The 22068-nt window shown below is 37.5% G+C and carries 20 protein-coding genes; 10 read left to right on the top strand and 10 right to left on the bottom strand.

Annotated elements, in window-relative coordinates:
- Window positions 1-9: 9 nt before the first annotated feature.
- Window positions 10-1431 carry an amidohydrolase gene (locus tag DSM03_RS02895; RefSeq protein ID WP_128759489.1) on the top strand — a complete coding sequence of 474 codons (1422 nt, stop codon included), beginning with the start codon at window positions 10-12 and terminating at the stop codon, window positions 1429-1431.
- 72 nt (window positions 1432-1503) lie between these two features.
- On the opposite strand, the gene DSM03_RS02890 is transcribed toward DSM03_RS02895, so the two are convergent.
- The gene (locus DSM03_RS02890) at window positions 1504-2013 is read right to left on the bottom strand and encodes an acyl-CoA thioesterase (RefSeq protein ID WP_128759488.1); all 510 of its coding nucleotides are present in this window, start codon (window positions 2011-2013) and stop codon (window positions 1504-1506) included.
- Between the two features lie 102 nt (window positions 2014-2115).
- Window positions 2116-3045 carry an HU domain-containing protein gene (locus tag DSM03_RS02885; RefSeq protein WP_128759487.1) on the bottom strand — a complete coding sequence of 310 codons (930 nt, stop codon included), beginning with the start codon at window positions 3043-3045 and terminating at the stop codon, window positions 2116-2118.
- A gap of 95 nt (window positions 3046-3140) precedes the next feature.
- Between DSM03_RS02885 and dprA the strand changes: the two genes are divergently transcribed.
- Entirely contained in the window at window positions 3141-4241 is a 1101-nt protein-coding gene (gene dprA, locus DSM03_RS02880; protein ID WP_128759486.1) for a DNA-processing protein DprA, read from the top strand.
- Here the strand turns inward: dprA and trpS are convergent.
- On the bottom strand, window positions 4238-5206 hold the full coding sequence (gene trpS, locus DSM03_RS02875; protein ID WP_128759485.1) for a tryptophan--tRNA ligase: 969 nt from the start codon (window positions 5204-5206) through the stop codon (window positions 4238-4240). The genes dprA and trpS overlap by 4 nt on opposite strands.
- A gap of 210 nt (window positions 5207-5416) precedes the next feature.
- Between trpS and DSM03_RS02870 the strand changes: the two genes are divergently transcribed.
- Window positions 5417-6163, top strand: coding sequence for a lysophospholipid acyltransferase family protein (locus tag DSM03_RS02870; RefSeq protein ID WP_128759484.1), 747 nt, complete (start codon window positions 5417-5419; stop codon window positions 6161-6163).
- Between the two features lie 129 nt (window positions 6164-6292).
- Here the strand turns inward: DSM03_RS02870 and DSM03_RS02865 are convergent, their stop codons facing one another.
- From DSM03_RS02865 to recA, 4 genes are all read right to left on the bottom strand, one after another.
- Window positions 6293-7747, bottom strand: coding sequence for an outer membrane beta-barrel protein (locus tag DSM03_RS02865; protein ID WP_128759483.1), 1455 nt, complete (start codon window positions 7745-7747; stop codon window positions 6293-6295).
- Window positions 7744-8292: an RNA polymerase sigma factor gene (locus tag DSM03_RS02860; RefSeq protein WP_128759482.1), complete on the bottom strand. Its 549-nt coding sequence runs from the start codon at window positions 8290-8292 to the stop codon at window positions 7744-7746. The genes DSM03_RS02865 and DSM03_RS02860 overlap by 4 nt, the downstream gene beginning before the upstream one ends.
- A 30-nt stretch (window positions 8293-8322) precedes the next feature.
- Window positions 8323-8733 (bottom strand): hypothetical protein, encoded by a 411-nt coding sequence (locus DSM03_RS02855; protein ID WP_128759481.1) that lies wholly within the window; start codon window positions 8731-8733, stop codon window positions 8323-8325.
- A gap of 75 nt (window positions 8734-8808) precedes the next feature.
- Window positions 8809-9819: a recombinase RecA gene (gene recA, locus DSM03_RS02850; protein WP_128759480.1), complete on the bottom strand. Its 1011-nt coding sequence runs from the start codon at window positions 9817-9819 to the stop codon at window positions 8809-8811.
- Between the two features lie 630 nt (window positions 9820-10449).
- On the opposite strand from recA, the gene trhO reads away from it, so the two are divergent.
- Window positions 10450-11487, top strand: coding sequence for an oxygen-dependent tRNA uridine(34) hydroxylase TrhO (gene trhO / locus DSM03_RS02845; protein WP_128759479.1), 1038 nt, complete (start codon window positions 10450-10452; stop codon window positions 11485-11487).
- A gap of 63 nt (window positions 11488-11550) precedes the next feature.
- Here trhO and DSM03_RS02840 read toward each other — a convergent pair whose 3' ends face one another.
- Window positions 11551-12624 carry a M48 family metalloprotease gene (locus tag DSM03_RS02840; protein WP_128759478.1) on the bottom strand — a complete coding sequence of 358 codons (1074 nt, stop codon included), beginning with the start codon at window positions 12622-12624 and terminating at the stop codon, window positions 11551-11553.
- Window positions 12625-12942: 318 nt separating this feature from the next.
- Here DSM03_RS02840 and DSM03_RS02835 point away from each other — a divergent pair, with 318 nt between their 5' ends.
- From DSM03_RS02835 to DSM03_RS02810, 6 genes are all read left to right on the top strand, one after another.
- Window positions 12943-14112 carry a PSP1 domain-containing protein gene (locus tag DSM03_RS02835; RefSeq protein WP_128759477.1) on the top strand — a complete coding sequence of 390 codons (1170 nt, stop codon included), beginning with the start codon at window positions 12943-12945 and terminating at the stop codon, window positions 14110-14112.
- Window positions 14105-14587, top strand: coding sequence for a gliding motility lipoprotein GldH (locus DSM03_RS02830; RefSeq protein WP_128759476.1), 483 nt, complete (start codon window positions 14105-14107; stop codon window positions 14585-14587). The genes DSM03_RS02835 and DSM03_RS02830 overlap by 8 nt, the downstream gene beginning before the upstream one ends.
- A 4-nt stretch (window positions 14588-14591) precedes the next feature.
- Window positions 14592-16928: a penicillin-binding protein 1A gene (locus DSM03_RS02825; RefSeq protein WP_128759475.1), complete on the top strand. Its 2337-nt coding sequence runs from the start codon at window positions 14592-14594 to the stop codon at window positions 16926-16928.
- 118 nt (window positions 16929-17046) lie between these two features.
- A complete protein-coding gene (locus DSM03_RS02820) occupies window positions 17047-17745 on the top strand; it encodes a CoA transferase subunit A (RefSeq protein ID WP_128759474.1) in 699 nt (232 codons plus the stop codon).
- Window positions 17746-17782: 37 nt separating this feature from the next.
- Complete coding sequence (locus tag DSM03_RS02815) at window positions 17783-18421, top strand: peroxiredoxin (protein WP_128759473.1); 639 nt, start codon at window positions 17783-17785, stop codon at window positions 18419-18421.
- Between the two features lies 1 nt (window position 18422).
- Complete coding sequence (locus DSM03_RS02810; protein ID WP_128759472.1) at window positions 18423-19079, top strand: CoA transferase subunit B; 657 nt, start codon at window positions 18423-18425, stop codon at window positions 19077-19079.
- Window positions 19080-19634: 555 nt separating this feature from the next.
- Here the strand turns inward: DSM03_RS02810 and DSM03_RS02805 are convergent.
- On the bottom strand, window positions 19635-21326 hold the full coding sequence (locus DSM03_RS02805) for an ABC transporter ATP-binding protein (RefSeq protein WP_128759471.1): 1692 nt from the start codon (window positions 21324-21326) through the stop codon (window positions 19635-19637).
- Window positions 21327-21354: 28 nt separating this feature from the next.
- Window positions 21355-22068: a 3'-5' exonuclease gene (locus DSM03_RS02800; protein ID WP_128759470.1), complete on the bottom strand. Its 714-nt coding sequence runs from the start codon at window positions 22066-22068 to the stop codon at window positions 21355-21357.

Raw genomic sequence — 22068 nt, 5'->3', positions numbered from 1 at the left:
TTCTGTTTTATGAAAAAAATTACGCTTCTCTTATCTATTTTAATGATTTCGGGTTTAGTTTCTGCCCAAAAGATACAAGAAAAAATAATTTCAGAACTTGATCAAGATGCAGATAAATATGGCGCTGTAGCACATAAAATTTGGTCTTTTGCCGAAATGGGTTATCAAGAAGAACAAAGCGTTGCACTACTTCAGGAAACTTTAAAAAATGAAGGTTTCACAATTGAAGATGGTGTTGCTGGTATGCCTACAGCTTTTATTGCCAGTTACGGTTCTGGCAAACCGGTGATCGCAGTTCTGGGTGAATATGATGCGTTGCCAGGCTTATCTCAACAAGCGGTCACTCAAAAAGAATCTGCTGGTGGTGTTGCAGGTCATGCTTGCGGGCATCATCTCTTTGGTACTGCTTCTGCAGCTGCAGCAATAAGTATTAAGAAATATTTAGTTGAAAGCGATAAGTCAGGAACCATTCGGTTTTATGGCTGCCCTGCCGAAGAAGGCGGCTCCGGTAAAGTGTATTTAACCAGAGCGGGCTTATTTGATGATGTGGATGCTGCATTAAACTGGCATCCCGGAAATTCTAACGGAGCAGATCCCGGAGCCGCTTTGGCAAATAAATCGGCTAAATTTAGATTTCACGGTATCGCTGCCCACGCAGCAGGAGCCCCTGAAAAAGGTCGCTCTGCCTTAGATGGCGTAGAGGCGATGAATTATATGGTAAATATGATGCGCGAGCATGTTCCCGAAGATGCGCGTATTCATTATGTAATTACAGATGGGGGGAAGGCTCCTAATGTGGTTCCTGATTTTGCTGAGGTGTATTATTATGCCCGTCATACTACGAGAGGTGTTGTGATTGAAATCTTTGATCGAATGGTAAAAGCCGCAGAAGGTGCTGCTATGGGAACAGGTACCACAATGGATTATGAGATGATAGGAGGAACGCATGAATTGCTTCCTAATCTTACGTTGCAAAAGCTGATGTATTCTAACCTGAAGGAAGTGGGTGGTTACACTTACACAGCTGAAGAACGCGAGTTTGCTGAAGAAATTTCAAAAACACTAGGGAATAAACTGGATACTAGAAATGTTGAAGGTATTAGCGATTACAATCCTAATCCAGAAGCAGGCGGTTCAACAGATGTAGGTGATGTGAGTTTTAAAGTGCCTACAGTTGGTTTATATACTGCGACCTGGGTCCCGGGAACTCCGGCTCACAGTTGGCAAGCTGTCGCTGCCGGCGGCATGAGCATTGGTGAGAAGGGAATGATGATCGCAGCTAAAACTATTGCTAAGACCGGAATGGATTTACTGAATGATCCTTCTATTTTAAAAGAGGCAAAAAAAGAATTCATAGAAAAGCGTGGTACTGACTTTGAATACATTCCATTATTGGGAGATCGGGAACCGGCATTAGATTATAGAAATTAGAGTGAGAATTTCACAAACTAAAAAAAGGGAAGCAAATAATGCTTCCCTTTTTTTAGTGAATTTTATAAAAACTCATTCAAAAAGAGCCTTGAGTTCTGTAGCTTCTTTAGCTTTCATTTTGCCAGCAAGCACTAAGCTCAACTGTTTTCTGCGCAAAGCTGCGTCATAACGCTGAACTTCCTGTTCAGATTCAGGTCTTATTTGAGGAATAGGTACTGGCATACCGGTTTCGTCAACGGCAACAAAGGTATAAATAGCATCATTTGCTTTTGATTTTAAGCCGCTCTCACGATCTTCTACCCATACATCTATGATAACTTCCATCGAAGTCTTAAAAGCTCGTGAAATAGAAGCTTCAACAGTTACAACACTACCTAGAGGTATCGCTTTGTTAAAAGCAACGTGATTTACTGATGCGGTAACTACAATTCTACGCGAATGCCTTCTTGCTGTTATACTCGCTACACGGTCCATACGTGCCAAGAGTTCGCCACCAAACATATTGTTCAATGGGTTTGTCTCGTTAGGCAACACCAGATCAGTCTGCATGGTACGCGATTCTGAAGGAGTTTTTTCTTTCATAAAATAATTTTGCGTAAAAATAGTAAGAATAGACCTTCTAAAAATTAAAAAAGCCTCCAACTTTGGAGGCTCTTAAATACTATGTTCTCTAAAAACACTGACTTATTTCAATTCTTGAACAAGCATCCAGGCATTAGGATTGTCATTGTTTCGTATTTGTCTCAATTCTTTTATTGCTTCTAAACGGTCTGTATAGCTACCGTAAACAACCTGATGTAAACCATATTTGTTTTCACCAATGCTTCGAGCTTTATAACCGGCTTCCCGCAGTTGTTCTACCCGAGTCTCAGCGTTTTCAGGTACTCTAAAAGCTCCTGCTACTATATGATAATTTCCTTTAGGTCTAAAAGCATTCAGGGTAACTGCAGGCAACGGATTGTCTATCGTAAATGTTGCTTGTTGAATTGTATTTTCTACAGCAGTTTCTGCTTTTTGTTTTTCAGCAAAATTGTGATCAGCTATATCTTTAAAATAGAAGAATCCCAAAGATCCTGATAACCCGATTGCAAGCAAGCCTACTGCAGCATACTTCATCCAGTTGTTTCGGCGGCCAGCAGAGATATGAATTGGTGCTTTTTCTTCAAGAGTTTCAACCTTTTCATTAAGGACTTCACGCATAATAGGTTTTGAAACATAAGAAGAAAGTCCAAAAGCTTCTGTAAGGTAATTAGTAGTCGTTGCCGGTTCAAAAATCACTTTACCTGCTTCATTTTGAGAAAGCATTCCTATTTTTTCAAGAACTACTGTTTCGTTTTTTATAAGTTTTTGCTCCAGCTCATATGCAAACTCTTGTAAACTCCTTAAGGCTTCTGTGTAGCTTAAGTTTTCTGCAGACGCAGCGTAATTAGCCAAAAGACCGTCGTTTTCTTTTAATTGAGCATTAAACGAAATACGCTTTTGAGGTGGAAAAAAAGTTTGTGTCTTAGAATCGTGATATGCAGAAATGCGATGTGCTAAAAATGCTCCAAAGCCGGGAATGATCACACACTCGTATCTGTATAATAGGTCGCTGATGTAAGTTGAAAAATGCATAACGTAAAATTAGAAAAAAATCCTTCTGACCTAATCTTGTTAACCGGTAATTGTTAACAATTTTGTAATATATTTATTTTCAATATACTATAACCGTGAGTCAAGAAGAATTACACGCATATTTAACATTACAGCACATTCCTAATCTGGGAGATACTTCCATTAAAAGACTGGTGCATAGGTTTGAGTCTCCTCAAAATGTTTTACGGCAATCAAAAGCAGTTTTGCTTAATATAGAAGGAATAGGGGAGTATAAACTGAAAGAATTTTTCAATAAAGAGCACGCTCTGGAAGCCGAAAAAGAACTGGAGTTTATTGAAGAAAACAAATTTGAATACAGCTGTTATCAAGATGAAAATTATCCTGATCGCTTAAAACATTGCATAGACGGCCCCATTTTACTTTTTAAAAGAGGAAAGGCTGCTTATAACAATCCAAAAATACTTTCTATTGTAGGCACACGCAAAGTCACTACACATGCGATTGATTTCATTAAAAAATTTATTGAAGATTTAGCGCCGTTAAACCCTTTGATCGTTTCCGGGTTTGCATACGGAGTTGACATAGCTGCACACCGGGCGGCCTTAGATCATGGACTAGATACCCTAGCAGTTGTCGCTCACGGATTGAACCAGATTTACCCTAAAGTGCATATTAAATATGAGCAAGCAGTAGAAAACCAAGGTGCTTTTGTAACCGATTTTTGGAGTTCTGATAATTTTGACCGCACTAATTTTTTAAGGCGAAACCGAATCATTGCTGGTATTAGTGAAGCAACAGTCGTTATTGAAAGTGCCGAAAAAGGAGGTTCTCTAGTCACGGCAGATATTGCCCATTCATATAACAGAGATGTTTTTGCGGTACCCGGAAGACCAGGAGATTCACAAAGTCTGGGATGTAACAATCTCATTAAAACACAAAAAGCGCAACTTATTACCAGTGCTGCAGATCTAATTTATTTACTCAATTGGCAATTAGATGAGGTGTTAAAACCTGTACAAAAACAACTCTTTGTAGAACTTACTGAGGAAGAAAAACTAATCTGGAGATTTTTAAGAGATGCAGGCAAAGAACAATTAGATTTGATTGCACTTCATTGTAAAATGCCCACATTTAAGGTTGTCAGTTTACTCCTTAATATGGAACTGAAAGGTGTGGTACGATCACTTCCCGGTAAACAGTTTGAACTGGCTTAGTATCCTAGCTTCGTACGTACTCTATTTAAAACTTCATTAGCAACCTTACGTGCTTTTTCGGCTCCTTTTTCTAAAGCTGCGTCAATCTCTTCAAGATTGTTCATATAATAGTGGTAAGCTTCACGCTGCTTTTCGTATTTGCCAACTAAAAGCTCATATAAAGCCTGCTTGGCGTGACCATAGCCGTAGTTTCCACCTAAATAATTTTGACGCATTTGAGCCACTTGTTCTTCAGAGGCAATTACTTTATATAAATTAAAAACATTACAGGTGTCAGGATCCTTAGGTTCTTCAAGGGGAGTACTATCTGTTTGAATGCCCATGACTTGTTTTCTCAATTTTTTATCAGGCAAAAATAAGTTGATATAATTATCTCGGGATTTGCTCATTTTTTCACCATCGGTTCCCGGGATGTATTTTGTGTTTTCTTCAATTTTAGCTTCCGGTAATACAAAAGTATCTCCCATTTGCGCGTGAAAGCGAGATGCTACATCACGTGTCATTTCTATATGTTGTAATTGATCTTTACCAACGGGAACAAACTCTGCATCGTATAGTAAAATATCTGCAGCCATCAACATAGGATAACTAAATAATCCTGAATTTACATCTGCTAATCTATCTGCTTTGTCCTTGAAAGAATGGGCTAAAGTAAGACGCTGATAAGGAAAAAAGCAACTTAAATACCAAGTCAATTCTGTAGTTTGAGGTACGTCACTTTGTCTGTAAAATACAGTTTGCTCTATATCTAACCCAAAAGCAAGCCACGTAGCTGCCACAGAATAGGTGTTTTCTTTTAAAATGCTGGCATCTTTTATTTGAGTAAGCGTATGCAGATTGGCGATAAATAAAAACGAATCGTTGTTTGAGTCGTTTGCCATTTCAATTGCCGGGATGATAGCTCCTAATAAATTTCCTAAATGAGGTGTTCCTGTACTTTGAACACCAGTCAAAATTCGTGACATGCTTAACTAATATTTTAGGCAAAGTTACCCCTTTTGACGAATTAACTCCTTTTAAAATGCCTATTTTTGGATAGCATAAACAACCTAATTAATAAACCACCTTGAAAAGCCTGTAAGAGATTGAAATGAAGCAATTTTTAATTTCTTGTAAAGCTTCAGAGTATTTTTAATCTCGATTATCGAGTAAACCTTAACTGACTCAAACAACCTATGATAAGTCTGCTGCGTAAATTTTTTATTTTGCTTTGGCGCATTTGGTTTTACATTGTTTTACTTATTCCTATTTTGGTTTTGTTTCCGTTTTTGATCATTTCGGTGGCAAAAGATTCATGGTATGTTTACTTTTTTAGAATGGCGCAATTTTGGGCGCGTTTTATATTATATGGCATGGGGTTCTGGCCTCAGGTAAAAAGACTTCAGAAAACAAAACCCGGTAAAAGTTATATGTATGTGGCTAATCATACCTCAATGACAGATATAATGCTCATGTTACATACCGCACGCAATCCTTTTGTTTTTGTTGGTAAGCAAGAGTTGTCACGTTTTCCGTTATTTGGATATTTCTACAAACAAACCTGTATTTTGGTAGATCGTGGAGATCCTAAAAGCAGAAGAGCAGTTTTTGAAAGTGCACAACAACGCTTAAGTCAAGGATTGAGTATTTGTATTTTTCCTGAAGGTGGCGTGCCCGATGATTTGTCTTTAGTCTTAGATACCTTTAAAGATGGTGCTTTCCGACTAGCAATAGATCATCAGATTCCAATTGTGCCTATGGTTTTTTATGATAATAAAAAGCGCTTTTCTTATGACTTCTTTACTGGATCACCGGGTAAAATGCGGGTTAAAGTTCTAAAGTTTATTGAAACAAAAGGTAAAGGTGCCAGTGACCGTCGTGATTTGAGAGATCAAACATTTAAAGCGATTCACGCAGAACTTTTAAAAGATCAAACGCTATAATCAAAAAGGTCGCCCTAACCAGAGGCGACCTTTTATCATCATTGCTTGCGCAATAATTAACCTAACCAACTAAAAAACTAACCTAAACCTAACTTTAGATTTGTATCCTTATTTCTTTTTCATGTATTGTTAAAACTTAATGCTAAAACCGGTATAAAGCCCTAAATAATAAGGCTTAAAGTCACTAACGCTTTTATTATATGCATTAATTTGATATTTGAACATGGGTTCTAAATTGAACTGTATGCGATCTGTAAATTTATAATCAAATCCCAGCCCCACATTAGTACTAAAACTAGTTGCGTTTAAACTATTTGACTCACCCAATTCTGAAACTATATTGTTGCCTTCTTCAAGAGTGATAGAATTATTATTCAGAAATAAAGTACTTAAACCTCCTATAAGTTGAACACCTATTTTATTGTTGATTAAAGCATATTCTGCTTCAACAGGTATTTCTATATAACCCAATTGTTGATTTAGAGCGTTTGAAGAGTTTATGGTATTTGTGTCAAATTCTGCAGCGTTTGAACTTGGAGAATTAACAAGTGAGCTTTTATTAGAGCTAGATAGCTGGATCAAACCTGCGTTATCATTATAGTTGATACTGCTAATAGTGCTTGGTTGTATACTTGGCGAAAAGCTAACCTGCTCTGTTTTATACCCGAGGTCAACTCTATTAATACCAGACCTTACTGTTAAACGGTTATTTAGAGCATAACTTACTTGTAAACCATAACTCAGATTAACATCCCCACTTTTTTTATTGTTTGAAAATTCTGCATCTATACCAGAGCCTCCAAAACTGTTATAGTAAACCGGTGCGACCATTGGTGAAATTCCCCAGCGATTTATAGTTTCTGAGGTTTCTTCAGTTTCAGCTATAGCTTGTTCTTTGCTTTGATTTGCAATTTTTTCTAAAGCATCTGGGTCTATTTTGGCTTCGCTCTCAAAATTCGTTTCTTCAGTATTATCAGCAACAGCTACTTTGTTAGATTTTTCTACGGAAGTATTTTCATTTAAAACTTCATCCTTTTTAGTAATTTCAGAAGATAGAATATTTGCAACAGCGTTGTCATTTTCATTTCCGCTTTGCGAAAGAATATTAGAATTCTCAGGTGAAGAATTTTGAGTACTGTTAACACTTGAAGAAGTATTCTGTTTAGTAGAAACTACAGTGTTGTTTTTTGGAGTTGTAACCAGATTTTTTGAAGGGTTCTTAGTATTTTTTAATTGCTCTGAACTTTCAGTATTATCCTCAGTTTTTTGAGAAGTTACAAGAGGGGTTTCTTTTTTAGTTACTTTAATTGAATTTTCGTTTTCTATATCTGTGGCAGTTTCTTCTATAACCACAGCAGGATTGACTTCTGGATTTAGATTAGTTTTAAACCAGACATTTCCTGATAAAAATAAAAGTAATAGAGCTGCCGCAGCACCGCTTATCTTAAGCCATAATGGTATGATAGTCTTATTATTATTTTGCTGTTGAGCAGCGATATTTGCCCAGACTTGGTCGCCGGGTTCTGCTTCAAAGTTTTTAAACTTTTCCTGAAACAAGCGGTCTATGTTTTTTTGCTCTTTCACGGCGTTGATGCTTGTAGGGTTGTATCTTTTTGAAAGTTTTCTACTTTCTCTTTTAGTATTATCCGGGCACGTGACAAATTTGACTTTGAAGTACCTTCACTTATTTTGAGCATTTGAGCGATCTCTTTATGAGAATAACCGTCTAATGCATATAAATTAAAAACCAGTCGGTACCGGTCTGGTAATTCTTGAACAATCTGAAGTAGAAATTGAAGTGATATTTCATCTTCATCAACTTCTACTTCAACCTGTTCAATGTTCTCTTCATTGACGATTTCAAAAACACTTTGTTTTCGATACCGTTGTAAAGCGGTATTGATCACAATGCGTTTTAACCACCCTTCGAAAGAACCTTTAAATTTAAACTGCTCTACTTTATTAAAAATAGTTATGAAACCCTCCTGCAAAATATCTTCTGCCTCACTATAATTGCGAGCATACTTCAAAGCCACAGAAAATAGAGTTCGAGCGTAGCGCCGATACAATTCTTCCTGAGCTTTTGGTTTTTTCTTTTTACAGTCTTTTATGAGTTGTTCTTGACTCACATTGTTCTACTATTAATTAATCAGTGGCGATTATCTTTTTACGGGTATGGTGTCTGTAAGATATGTAGCTTCATCATTTTCATCAACCCCATTAAAGAATTTAAATATGTAATCATATTTATAAACAACTTCAAAATTGAGCAAAGTCTCAACCGTATCTGTTGGGGTTTCGGTACACGTTTCATTTTCAAAAACTTTATTTACCACATATACAAAACGCGTACTGTCTTCTATATCATAATCAAAACCATAAAACTGGTTACAGCTTGAGGGTGATACATAACTAACAGGAAACTGATAGCGTTGTCCATATACCAGAGTGTCTGGTAGCTCATAATCTACTACCGGAACAAATTCATAATTTACATTAGTGTTATTGTCATCTAGAGAACAACTAACAACTAAACCTAATAAACCAATTAATAAAAAAACCTTTTTCATCATTTTATTTTATCTGCTTTTTAGAGTAGATACAAAATGATAAAAAAGGTTGCGCGTTAATGCGAAAAAAATAGTTTAAGCCTGCATGGCAAGCTTAATAGCCTCTTTTATTTTAACTTCTAGTTCTTCAAATAAATCTGGGTTGTCTTTTAAGATGGCTTTTACGGCATCACGACCTTGACCCAATTTTGTGTCTTGGTAACTAAACCACGAACCGCTTTTTTTGATGATTTCATATTCAACACCTATGTCAATGATCTCACCTACTTTAGAAATACCTTCACCGTACATAATATCAAATTCTGCCTGACGGAAAGGCGGAGCTACTTTATTTTTAACCACTTTTACACGGGTTTTATTACCCTGTACAGCACCGTTAGAATCTTTGATCTGAGTAGAGCGACGTATGTCTAATCGTACTGATGCATAAAATTTAAGTGCATTACCACCCGTTGTAGTTTCAGGATTTCCAAACATCACCCCGATTTTTTCACGAAGTTGGTTGATGAAAATTACAGTACAGTTTGTTTTACTAATAGACCCGGTAAGTTTACGTAACGCTTGAGACATCAAACGTGCATGAAGCCCCATTTTAGAATCTCCCATTTCACCTTCAATCTCACTTTTTGGAGTTAAGGCAGCGACAGAATCGACTACAATAATATCAATAGCGCCAGAGCGAATCAAGTTATCTGTAATCTCAAGGGCCTGCTCCCCGTTATCTGGTTGCGAGATGATTAAGTTCTCAATATCTACACCTAATTTTTCAGCATAAAAACGGTCAAAGGCATGTTCTGCATCAATAAATGCTGCAATACCTCCTTTTTTCTGTGCTTCTGCAATAGCGTGTAAAGTTAATGTGGTCTTACCTGACGATTCAGGACCATATATTTCAATAACTCTACCTTTAGGTAAACCGCCAACGCCCAATGCAATGTCAAGACCTAATGAACCTGTAGAAATAGCTTCAACCTCTACAATGGCATTATCTCCCATTTTCATTACGGTACCTTTCCCGTAGGTTTTATCCATTTTATCAAGGGTAAGCTTTAAGGCTTTTAATTTGGCTTCTTGTTCTTTACTCATAGTTTTTAGTTTCTTTATTACCTGTTAAGGTCTTATTTCTGTAGATGTCTAAAAATAAATGACACCTCTTGATTATCTTAATGTTTCTCCGCACAGGGTGATTTACAAGTGTTTTTGAATAAAAATGCTTCAAAAATTGAATAGATAAATCAAAGCGCTAAAGTACCATTTCTTTTTTATGGAAACAACGATACATTGCTAAATTATCGGAAAAATTCCAATAACACATTACTTTTTATTGATATAAAGCTATTAATCAGGAAAAATTCCTAGAAAACTATTTTAACATATTGTCAGGCAACCTTTTACATATGTGTGTATCTATAGATTAAAGTAATCTGTAGTGCTATGATGCAGAAAACACAAGTTAGATATTGTAAACTTCTAGGATGTATCAGCATCACTGTAAGTTGCAATACCAGATTGGACGGCGGTTAGGTTGTTTAAGTTTTGATAAAATCAAAATAATATATAACCTGAATTAGCCGTTCAAGAAAAATGCCCTCGAAAACTATCGCGGGCATTTTTTGTGCTCTATGCCTTTCATTTTGCTACCTATAAGACTTAGTTGTCACAACCGTCTAAAAACTGTAATTTTGCGCCACTTTTAACCTTAAAATCTAGTATAGCATGCAACTGTACAACAAATTAAGTGCAAAAGAACGTGCAGCGCTCATTGATGAGGCCGGCGAAGACCGTCTTACGCTTTCGTTCTACCAATATGCAAAAATTGGAAATCCACACCTTTTTAGAAATCACCTCTTTATCGCCTGGGATGAGCTGGCCGTTTTAGGTCGTATTTATGTCGCTCACGAAGGGATTAATGCTCAGCTTTCGGTACCGGCTCAAAACTTTGAGGCTTTTAAAAATTTTCTAGACGGAATTTATTTTCTTGAAAATGTACGCCTCAATATTGCAATAGAACAGGATGCTAAGTCTTTTTTAAAGCTGAAAGTTAAAGTGCGTGATAAAATTGTAGCAGATGGTCTTAACGATGAGACTTTTGATGTTACTAATAAAGGGATTCACGTAGATGCAGCTACTTTTAATGAACTTATAGAGAGTGATGATGTGGTGCTGGTAGATATGCGCAATCACTATGAGAGCGAGATAGGCCATTTTAAAAACGCGGTAACTCCAGATGTTGACACATTTCGAGATAGCTTAGATCTTATTGAAGAAGATCTGCGTGATCATAAGGAAGATAAAAAGCTGGTTATGTATTGTACTGGTGGAATTCGTTGTGAAAAGGCCAGTGCCTATTATAAGCACAAAGGTTTTAAACAAGTTTATCAGCTTGAGGGCGGAATTATTGAATATGCCCGTCAGGTGGAGCAGTTGAAACTTGAGAATAAATTTAAAGGAAAAAATTTCGTATTTGATCATCGTCGAGGCGAGCGTATTTCTGAAGATATTATCTCTAATTGTCATCAATGCGGCAAACCTTGCGACACGCACGTAAATTGTGAAAATGAAGCCTGTCACTTATTATTTATACAGTGTGAGGAGTGTGCAGAGGCAATGAATCATACTTGCTCAGACGAGTGTAAAGAAATAATCGCTTTGCCTTATGAAGTGCAAAAAGAATTGAGAAAGGGCATACCCAACAGCAATAAGATTTTTAAAAAGGGTAGGTCTGAGAAATTAAAATTTCAACGTAAAGCTTAGAGTTTATAAATAAAAAACAGCCGGCAATTGCCGGCTGTTTTAGTATACACGTTTTTCTAAAAATTAAAGAATACTACTTTCTAAATAGGTTAAGAAAGCCCAGTGAACATGATCAGCAGAAAGTAATTGACCTTTTTTCCTTTGGCTTTGTGCAAAGTCAAAACCTGCCTTTGCAGCTTGCATACGTTGATCTGGCGTACCGTGGTGTCCAGGGCTTGTAAACTGGCAATCTCCAATATTAAAGAATAGTTCATTAAAGTCTGCTACACGTTTCCAGTTGTATGTAGCACCTCTTTTATGAGTCATGTAAAAAGCAGCAAAAAAGTCTGCTTCAAGCTCGGTAAAACGAGTTGCTTCAGGAGCATTATCTGCAGCTCCTTCAGGATACCAAACATCAAAATTATCAAACTGAATCTGGTGAGCCCACTCGTGTGCTAAAATCCCTGTCCATACAACTTTGTCTTCAACGCCTGCTTCAGAAGCTAATTCAACAAGACCATCACCTATTACAATAAGATCGCTTGAAGAAGCAAAACCATCAAAAGACAACAACGGACTTTCAATTAAAAAGGTGCTTGCCTCGTTGATTTCTAGAAAGGCATCTGCATTTGCATATGCTTCTTCCTCTGTTAGTGTTGAGAAGTTTAAGTATACATCTGCGATTTTATCACGATTCTCTAAAGTAGCATTGTGTTGACCACGCACGGTAATCAAATCTGACATATCCCAAAATTTTTCAAGACTACGAGTTCTGTTTACTACATAATTTGTGTCTTCTCCATCAGCTCCAAAATATTGTGGGTCTTGATCAATAAATGTAGAAAGTTGGTTTATCTGACTGTATAAATCAAAATATAATAATCCGTAAATGTCATATCCTGCATAACCTAATTCAGAAATAATAGTACTAAAAGGAGTAGGAGCACAAGAAGTGGGTTCTACTGCATTTGCAGTTATCAAATCAAAATCTTCGTGAATCAACCCTGAAGGAACAGCAAATTCTGTTTCATAAAGTTCAAAGTCTTCTTGTGAAGTTGCGGTAAGATTTACTTCTTGAACAGGAGTTAATGATTCATCTTGGCTACAAGAAGCCAATAAGCTTCCAATAACTATAAATTTTAAATAATTTTTAATCATAATAGTTTTAAGTTATGTTTTAACACAAATTAACTATTAATGATTTCTTGACAAAGCATCATTGTACTGAATCCTCAAAAATTAACATGTTAGGCTTTAGAATGTTTTTTAAAAGCCTTTAAGTAAATCATTTTCTGAATTTTTATATCAAAAGGATTTTTTATTAAGCAGGTGATGCCAATTAGATTTACTATATTTTTGCATGTCTAAAATGTTATCTTTAGCAGCAATTAAGACGGAAGACTTCCGTTTTCGATATATACAAATAACTAAATCCTGATCATTTTAGATCAGAGATTTACAAACATATAGGATCTCATGGCGTGTGGAAATTGTGGTACGACCGTAAATGGTCAGCCACGTGGTTGTCAAAATAATGGTACTTGTGGTACTGACGGATGTAATAAGCTAACAGTCTTTGACTGGCTCTCAAATATGAGTTTGCCAGACGGTCAGGAAGAATTTGACTTCGTAGAAGTTCGGTTTAAAAATGGTCGCAAAGAGTATGTGAAAAACGTAGATAAACTTCAGATTAATGTGGGAGAAGTTCTTGCTGTACAGGCAGCTTCTGGTCACGATATAGGTATTGTATCGCTTACTGGTGAATTGGTTCGCATACAGATGAAGAAGAAAAAAGTACCCTACAATACAGACGAATTTTTAAAAATATACCGAAAAGCCAACCAGAAAGATGTTGAAGTTTGGCAAAACGTAAAAGATAGAGAGGAGGCGATTAAAGTACGTTCTAGACAAATTGCAATACGTTTAGGCTTGCAGATGAAAATCTCTGATATAGAATTTCAGGGGGACGGTTCTAAAGCAACATTCTTTTACACAGCAGAAGAACGCGTAGATTTTAGACAATTGATCAAAGAATTTGCACAAGAATTTAGAACACGTATTGAGATGCGTCAAATAGGATTCAGACAAGAAGCCGCGCGTCTAGGAGGTATAGGTTCTTGTGGTCGCGAGTTGTGTTGTTCTACCTGGTTAACAGATTTTAGATCGGTAACTACAAGTGCTGCGCGTTACCAGCAACTTTCTTTAAATCCTCAAAAATTAGCCGGTCAGTGCGGTAAGCTTAAATGCTGTTTAAACTATGAGCTAGATGCATATCTGGATGCGCTTAAAGACTTTCCTAAAACAGAACAAAAGCTCAAAACTGAAAAAGGTACAGCAGTTTGCCAGAAGATAGATATTTTTCAAGGTCATTTGTGGTATGCTTATGAAGGTGAGTGGATGAACTGGCATAAGCTAACCACAACACAAGCTAACGAAATTCTAGAGGCAAATAAGAAAAATCAACCGGTCGCCAGCTTAGAAGAATATGCAGTAGAGCTTCTTACGGATTCTAAAGTAGAATTTGGTAATGTAGTTGGTCAAGACAGTTTAACGCGTTTTGATAAGCCTAAGACTTCAAAAAAGCGTTCAAAGAGCCGAAGAAAAAAAGGTAATTATCGCAAAAAGGGGCCTAAAAAAGATGCATAAAGTTTTTGGTGCGATTCTGAGTTTGATCTGTTTCATCTCTTGTGATAAAACAGCTGTCTTCCATGAATTTAAATCTTTGCCAGATCATTGGCAAAGTGATTCTGCTGTGGTATTTAAAATTGAAGATTTAGACACTTTAGCACATTATAACGCGTTTATAAGCTTGCGCAATGACAACTCATACGCTTTTAGTAACTTGTTTTTAATCACAGATATGCAGTTTCCTAATGGTAAAGCCATTACAGATACCTTAGAGTATGAGATGGCAAGACCAGACGGTACATGGTTGGGCATTGGTTCTGGAGACTTAAAAGAAAGCAAACTTTGGTACAAAGAAAACATACAATTTAACGAGGCAGGCACCTACACCTTTTCTATAAAACAGGCAATGCGGCGCAATGGAGATGTGAACCCTATTGCAGATTTAGAAGGAATAAGAGATGTGGGTTTACGTATTGAAAAAACAAAAGAATAATTAAATGGCTCAGAATAAAACGAAGTCTGCAAAACAGACAAAATCAACCAATTATCGCCCGTATATTAAGGGTTTTTGGATTTTATTTTTAGGCGGAATAGCATCAATAGTTTTAATATTTTTATTGGCTTCTTGGGGAGTTTTTGGTAAACTACCCACATTTGAAGAGCTAGAAAATCCAGAGAGTAATCTCGCTACAGAAATACTTTCTTCTGACGGAAAAACGCTGGGGAAATTTTACAATGAGAACCGTACTCCGGTTAAATATGAAGATTTACCTCAAAACCTTATCGATGCCGTCGTTGCTACCGAAGACAGGCGTTTTTATGAGCACTCGGGTATTGATATGCGTGGTACTGCGCGTGCCGTAGCATTTTTAGGTTCAAAAGGTGGAGCGAGTACCATAACACAACAATTGGCAAAATTGCTTTTTTCTGATACACCTAGTAGCAAATTTGAGCGTGTTCTTCAAAAAGTAAAAGAATGGATTATTGCAGCACGCCTTGAACGACAGTACACCAAGCAAGAGATAATAACCATGTATCTCAACAAGCAGGATTTCTTGTTTCAGGCAGTGGGAATACGTTCTGCATCAAAAATTTATTTTGATAAAGAACCTATAGAACTACGCCCGGAAGAATCTGCGATTATTGCCGGAATGCTAAAAAATCCACGTCAATACAACCCGTATAGAGAAATCTCAAAAGACAAATCATTAGAACGCAGAAACACCGTTTTAGCGTTAATGGCTGAAACCGATAAGATCACAGAAACACAACGGGATAGTCTTATCGCTATGCCTATGAAAATAAACTTTTCTCCAGAAGGTCATGCAGATGGTATCGCAACGTATTTTAGAGAATATCTACGCGCATTTATGTCAGATTGGATTGAACAAAACCCCAAAGGAGTTGATGCAGATGGTAACGAGGAATATTACAATATTTACCGCGATGGACTCGTGATCACAACTACGGTAGATTCTCGTATGCAGCGCTATGCAGAAGAAGCAGTAACCGCCCATATGGAAAATCTGCAACGTGAATTTGACAGACAAAACGAAAGAAACAAAACAGCTCCCTTTAGGGATATTTCTGAAGAAGAAGAAACAAGTATTTTAAATCGTGCAATGCGTAATTCTGATCGTTGGAGAAAAATGACGGCACGTGATATACCTGTTGAGCAAATCAAAGCTTCTTTTGACAAAGAGACTGATATGCGTGTTTTTGTCTGGAAAGACGGCGCAAAAGAGATTGATACGGTGATGACACCCAGAGACAGTATTTTGTATTACAAGCGTTTCCTAAGAGCAGGTTTGCTGAGTATGACGCCACAAACCGGTGAGGTCAAAGCATGGGTTGGCGGTATCAATTACAAGCACTTTCAGTACGATCACGTAAAAACCGGAAAGAGACAAGTAGGCTCTACCTTCAAGCCGTTTTTGTACGCGACAGCAATAGATCAATTACACCTTTCACCTTGCGATACTATACCTAATATTCCTTATTGTATTCCTGCAGGAGAGATGGGGACACAAAAAGACTGGTGTCCAGAAAATTCTAGCGGTGGATATGGTGGTATGGTCACCTTAAAATCTGCTTTGGCAAATTCTATAAATACTGTTTCTGCACGTTTAATGCATCGTGTAGGTCCTAGGCCGGTTATAGACCTTATTGAAAAATTAGGTGTAGATACTGAAAATATTCCAGCAGTTCCTTCGATTGCTTTAGGTACGGCAGACTTGAGTTTATTTGAGATGGTTTCGGCCTATTCTGCATTCGCAAATAAAGGGGTTCACGTAGAGCCGCAAATTGTATCAACGATCGTAGATAAAAACGGAACAATTCTATATCAAAGCATCCCGCAAGCAAAAGATGTGATCAGTCAGGAATCTGCTTACGTTACTGTAAACCTGATGGAAGGAGTAACCCAATACGGTTCTGGAGCACGCTTGCGCTCGGGGGCTATAAATAGTAGTGTTTATAAAAATGTAATCACCGGGCATCCTTACATGTTTAAAAATCCTATTGCCGGGAAAACGGGTACGACTCAAAATCAAAGTGATGGTTGGTTTATGGGTATGGTTCCTAATCTGGTAAGCGGCGTTTGGGTAGGTGGTGATGATCGTTCGGTGCATTTCCCTTCAATAACATATGGGCAGGGAGCGACAATGGCTCTACCGATCTGGGCTGTTTTTATGAAAAAATGCTATGCAGATGAAGACCTTAAAATCTCTAAAGAAGATTTTGAGAAACCCGAAAATCTATCTATCCGTGTAGACTGTTCGATCTCTTCTGAAGAAGATGAAGGTGTAGAAGTGCCTGATGAATTAGATTTTTAAAAGATATGATTTAAACAGAATAGCGCAATTTTTATGCTATTATAGATAGCATAAAATACTGCTAAAAGATTGCTGTTAGATAACGTATTTTGTAATTTTCTTATTCTAAAATGAGAAAATGATAACAAAAACGGTAGACTCGGTTTCAGAAGCATTACAAGGTGTCAAAGACAATATGATGATGATGCTTGGGGGTTTTGGACTCAGCGGTATTCCGGAAAATGCAATTGCACATTTAGTCAAGCTCAATGTTAAAGGATTGACTTGTATTTCTAACAATGCAGGTGTTGATGATTTTGGATTAGGCTTGTTGCTTCAGAAGAAACAAATCAAAAAAATGATTTCTTCTTATGTGGGTGAAAATGCTGAGTTTGAACGTCAGATGCTCAGTGGTGAGCTGGATGTTGAGTTGATTCCACAAGGCACACTTGCTGAGCGTTGTCGTGCTGCACAAGCAGGTTTTCCTGCTATCTACACACCTGCTGGCTACGGTACAGAAGTAGCCCAAGGTAAAGAAACCCGTGAGTTTGATGGTAAAATGTATGTCTTAGAACACGCTTTTAAGGCCGATTTTGCATTCATTAAAGCCTGGAAAGGCGACACTGCCGGAAATCTCATTTTTAAAGGGACTGCGCGTAATTTTAATCCTGTAATGTGTGGTGCGGCAACTGTGACAGTTGCTGAGGTAGAAGAGTTGCTTCCGGCGGGAGAACTCGATCCTAACCAGATACACATTCCGGGAGTTTTTGTTCAACGTATTTTTGAAGGAAAGAATTATGAAAAGCGTATTGAACAACGCACAGTAAGAAAACGATAAAATTAACTTCCAAATAATTTAAAACTAAATACAACAAATGGCACATTTAAGATTAGGAGATACAGCACCAGATTTTACAGTAGACACTACTGAAGGAGAAATCAATTTTCACGAATGGCTGGGAGACAGCTGGGGGATTTTATTCTCACACCCGGCAGATTATACACCGGTTTGTACAACAGAGTTGGGTACCGTTGCAAATTACCATAGTGAGTTTAAAAAACGTAATGTAAAGCCTATCGCGCTAAGTGTTGATGGGGTAGCTTCACATAAAGAGTGGATTAAAGACATTAACGAGACTCAAAACACAACGGTAGATTATCCGATCATAGGGGATGAAGATCATAAAGTAGCAGAGCTTTACGATATGATTCACCCAAACGCGAGTGAAAAAGCAACCGTACGCTCAGTTTTTGTAATCGGGCCAGATAAGAAGATTAAATTGACACTAACCTATCCACCTTCAACAGGTCGTAATTTTGATGAAATTTTACGCGTTATTGATTCGCTTCAACTTACAGCGTATCACAAAGTAGCTACACCTGCTAACTGGAAAGATGGCGAAGATTGTGTGATTTCACCAAGTGTAAGTAATGAACAAATTCCGGAGTTTTTCCCAAAAGGGCATACAGAGATCAAGCCTTATTTAAGAATGACTCCTCAACCTAATAAATAAGATGTTAGACAAAAACGGAATCGCTAAGCGTATCGCTCGGGAAGTTAAAGATGGTTTTTATGTCAATCTTGGGATTGGGATACCTACGCTGGTAGCCAATTATGTAAGAGACGACATAGAAGTCGAGTTTCAGAGTGAAAATGGGGTTTTAGGTATGGGACCTTTTCCATTTGAAGGAGAAGAAGATGCCGATATTATTAACGCCGGAAAACAAACTATTACTACGCTGAAAGGAGCTTCGTTTTTTGATTCTGCATTGAGTTTTTCAATGATTCGGGGTCAGCATGTAGATCTTACGATTTTGGGCGCTATGGAAGTTGCTGAGAATGGAGATATCGCAAACTGGAAGATTCCGGGGAAAATGGTAAAAGGTATGGGCGGCGCAATGGATCTTGTTGCCAGTGCCGAGAATATCATTGTTGCAATGATGCATACGAACAGGGCAGGGCAGTCTAAGCTTTTAAAACGCTGTACTTTGCCGCTTACCGGTGTAGGGTGTGTTACTAAGATTGTTACAAATCTTGCTGTTCTTGAGGTGACTGAAAATGGTTTCAAACTTTTAGAAAGAGCTCCGGGAGTTACAGTTGATGAGATCAAAGCTGCTACAGAAGGAAAACTGGAAATCCCAGATGAAGTTCCTGAAATGATTTTAGCTTAAAACTTTAAATAAAGCGAACTACCTCAGGGCAAGCCCGCGAGGCATTCGTTAGGAATAAATTTTCAATTTCACGGCAAGTCTCAGGGCATCAATCCTTTGACGGTAACAATAAAAAAGGAGCCATCTATATGGCTCCTTTTTTATTCTATAATATGAATTTTAAATACGAAAAGGTAAATAGTAAACTTAAAAAATCGATTATAGACATTTAAAATAGGTTGAAAAACACATTTCTTTAACTTTTTTTAAAGATTTTGTTGTTTTGAACTTGTAATAATTAGAAAATAAGTTATTTTAGCAAAGCCCAAATCAATGATTTACAAGAAACTTTAATTAAGGAGGAGTCCTTAATGTGTTAACTTCAGAATAGGAGTATTATGATGTTATGATTTGTTAAAAAGCGTGGGGGGAGCTCCGCGCTTTTAATTTCAGATAACTAGTAAATAAATACAGTATGAATGCTTTTTTTCAACAAACAAAAATTACCCTTAAAGAAATTTTAGCGACTGCAAATACTTTTATTTTTTTAGCGAAAAAAGTATTCTTTTTTATGTTTTAAATCCCTTTGGGAATGGCATCTATAAGTTCTCTGGTGTAAGCACTTTCAGGATTTGCATACACAGCATCAGCTTCACCTGTTTCTTCAAATTGCCCGTTCCGCATTACCAGTAAACGGTCTGAAATATATTTTACTACTGCCAGATCGTGAGAGATAAATAAATAAGTAAACTGATAAGTTTCCTTAAGTTCATTGAGAAGATTAAGAACCTGAGCCTGCACCGAAATATCCAGAGCAGACACCGATTCGTCACAAACAATAAATTTAGGTTTTACAGCTATTGTACGTGCAATGCCAATGCGCTGACGTTGACCACCACTAAACTCGTGTGGATAGCGGTCATAGTGCTCAGGCATTAAGCCTACTTGCTGCAGCAATTTTAATGCTTCTGCTTTGCGCTCTTTTTTAGAACCGTACAATTTATGAACCTGCATCGCTTCAGTGATCGATTGACCTACTGTCAACCTTGGATTCAACGACGAGTAGGGGTCCTGAAAGATGATCTGAATATCTTTCCGAAGTTTACGCAGTTCGTTAGACTTCAGTTTTGTCAAATCTTTTCCGTTGTAGAAAATGCTTCCGGAAGTTGCTTTATCGAGCTGAAGAATTAAATTCCCTAAAGTTGATTTTCCGCAGCCGCTTTCACCTACAAGCCCCAGCGTTTCGCCTTCATAAATTTTAAAACTCACATTATTAACTGCTTTTACGGTTTCGGTTTTACCAAAAAAGGAAACTTTTGAGTAATATTCTTTTTGTGCGTTTTTAATCTCTAATAAGGGTGATTTGCTGTAAATATCCTGATGTTGTTTTTCCCGAGATTGGGAACTCACTGCTTGAGCTAAGGGCTTTCCGCTTAAAAAATCAGCAACAGTGGGTAGCTTACTCAGACGCTCGGTAGTAGAAGGTCGGGCATAGATCAAAGCCTTCGTGTAATCTTCTTGTGGATTTTTAAAAATTGAAGTTGCACTGCCTCTTTCGACAATTTTACCCCGGTACATAACCAGAACCCGATCTGCTATTTCGCTAACTAAAGACAAATCATGCGAAATAAAGAGAATACTCATTGCTGTTTGCTGTTGCAGCTCTTTTAAGAGCAGAATGATCTCTTTTTGAACAGTAACGTCAAGCGCGGTTGTAGGCTCGTCTGCAATGAGCAGTTGCGGCTTACAAGCAATTGCCATAGCAATCATGACACGCTGTTTCTGACCGCCACTTATCTCGTGGGGATACGCTTTAAATACACTTATGGGACGAGGAAGTTTTACTTGCTCAAACAGTCTCAACGTTTCAGCTTTTGCTGCTTCGTTACTGATTTGCTGATGTCTTTTTAATATTTCGGTGACTTGCCTGCCGCAACGCATAGAGGGATTTAACGAACTCATAGGTTCTTGAAAAATCATAGAAATCGCATTGCCTCTTATCTTCTGAAGTTGTTTATCTGAATACGTCAATAGATCTTTTCCTTCAAAAATGATCTTACCGGAAATCACTTCAGAAATACGTTTAGGAAGTAAACCCAAAACAGCTAGATTGGTCACAGATTTACCCGAGCCAGACTCACCAACAACGCCTACAATCTCATTTTTATAAACGTCAAAATTGATGTTGTGTAAAACTTGATTAAGTCTATTGCCGGCCTTAAAACCTATGCTTAGATTTTCTACTGAAAGAAGAGCTGTTTTGTTCACACTTTAAAATTACAATATCTTGTTTGTTCTATACAGAAGTGACTTCAGAATCCTCCAGAAGTTTTTCATTGCGCAGGCGTAATACGATCTGAGCAACTGCAACCACATCGCGCTCGCAGTATTCAATTATGCGCTCGATGTCTTTTTCTTTATAAAAAACATCACGAACCTGACTACCGTCTATATCTGTTTTTGGAGAAGGAATATCTAAAATTTTAGTGAGCAGTTTTAAGGAAGTATAATGTTTGTAATCACCAAATTTCCACAATTCTAAGGTGTCCAGATGTGGAACTTCCCATGGTTTTTTACCAAAGAGATCTAGCTTAAACGGAAGCTTGATGCCATTTACAATCATTCTTCGGGCGATAAAAGGAAAGTCAAACTCTTTCCCGTTATGTGCACAAAGCACATGCTGTGGTTTGTTGTAATGCTCGCTGAGTAGCTTCTTAAACTCCAGTAATTGCTGTTTTTCAGAACCATGAAAAGAAGTGGTTCTAAAATTGCGCTGCTCTCCCGATCTGTGAAAATAGCCTACCGAAATACACACGATTTTCCCAAACTCTGCCCAAATGCCCGCACGGTCATAAAACTCTGCTGCAGTAAATTCATCTTTGCGTTGATATTCGGTTTTGTCAGCATACAGCTGTTGTAGATCAGCATCCAGATCATCAAAATTCTCGTGCTGTGGTACGGTTTCAATATCTAGAAATAAAATGTTTTCAAGTTGGAGTCGGGAGATCAT

The organism is Leeuwenhoekiella aestuarii, from assembly GCF_004104055.1.
GTDB lineage: Bacteria > Bacteroidota > Bacteroidia > Flavobacteriales > Flavobacteriaceae > Leeuwenhoekiella > Leeuwenhoekiella aestuarii.
The sequence above is the reverse complement of the archived record's forward strand: the minus strand, read 5'-3'. Positions and strand labels throughout refer to the sequence as shown.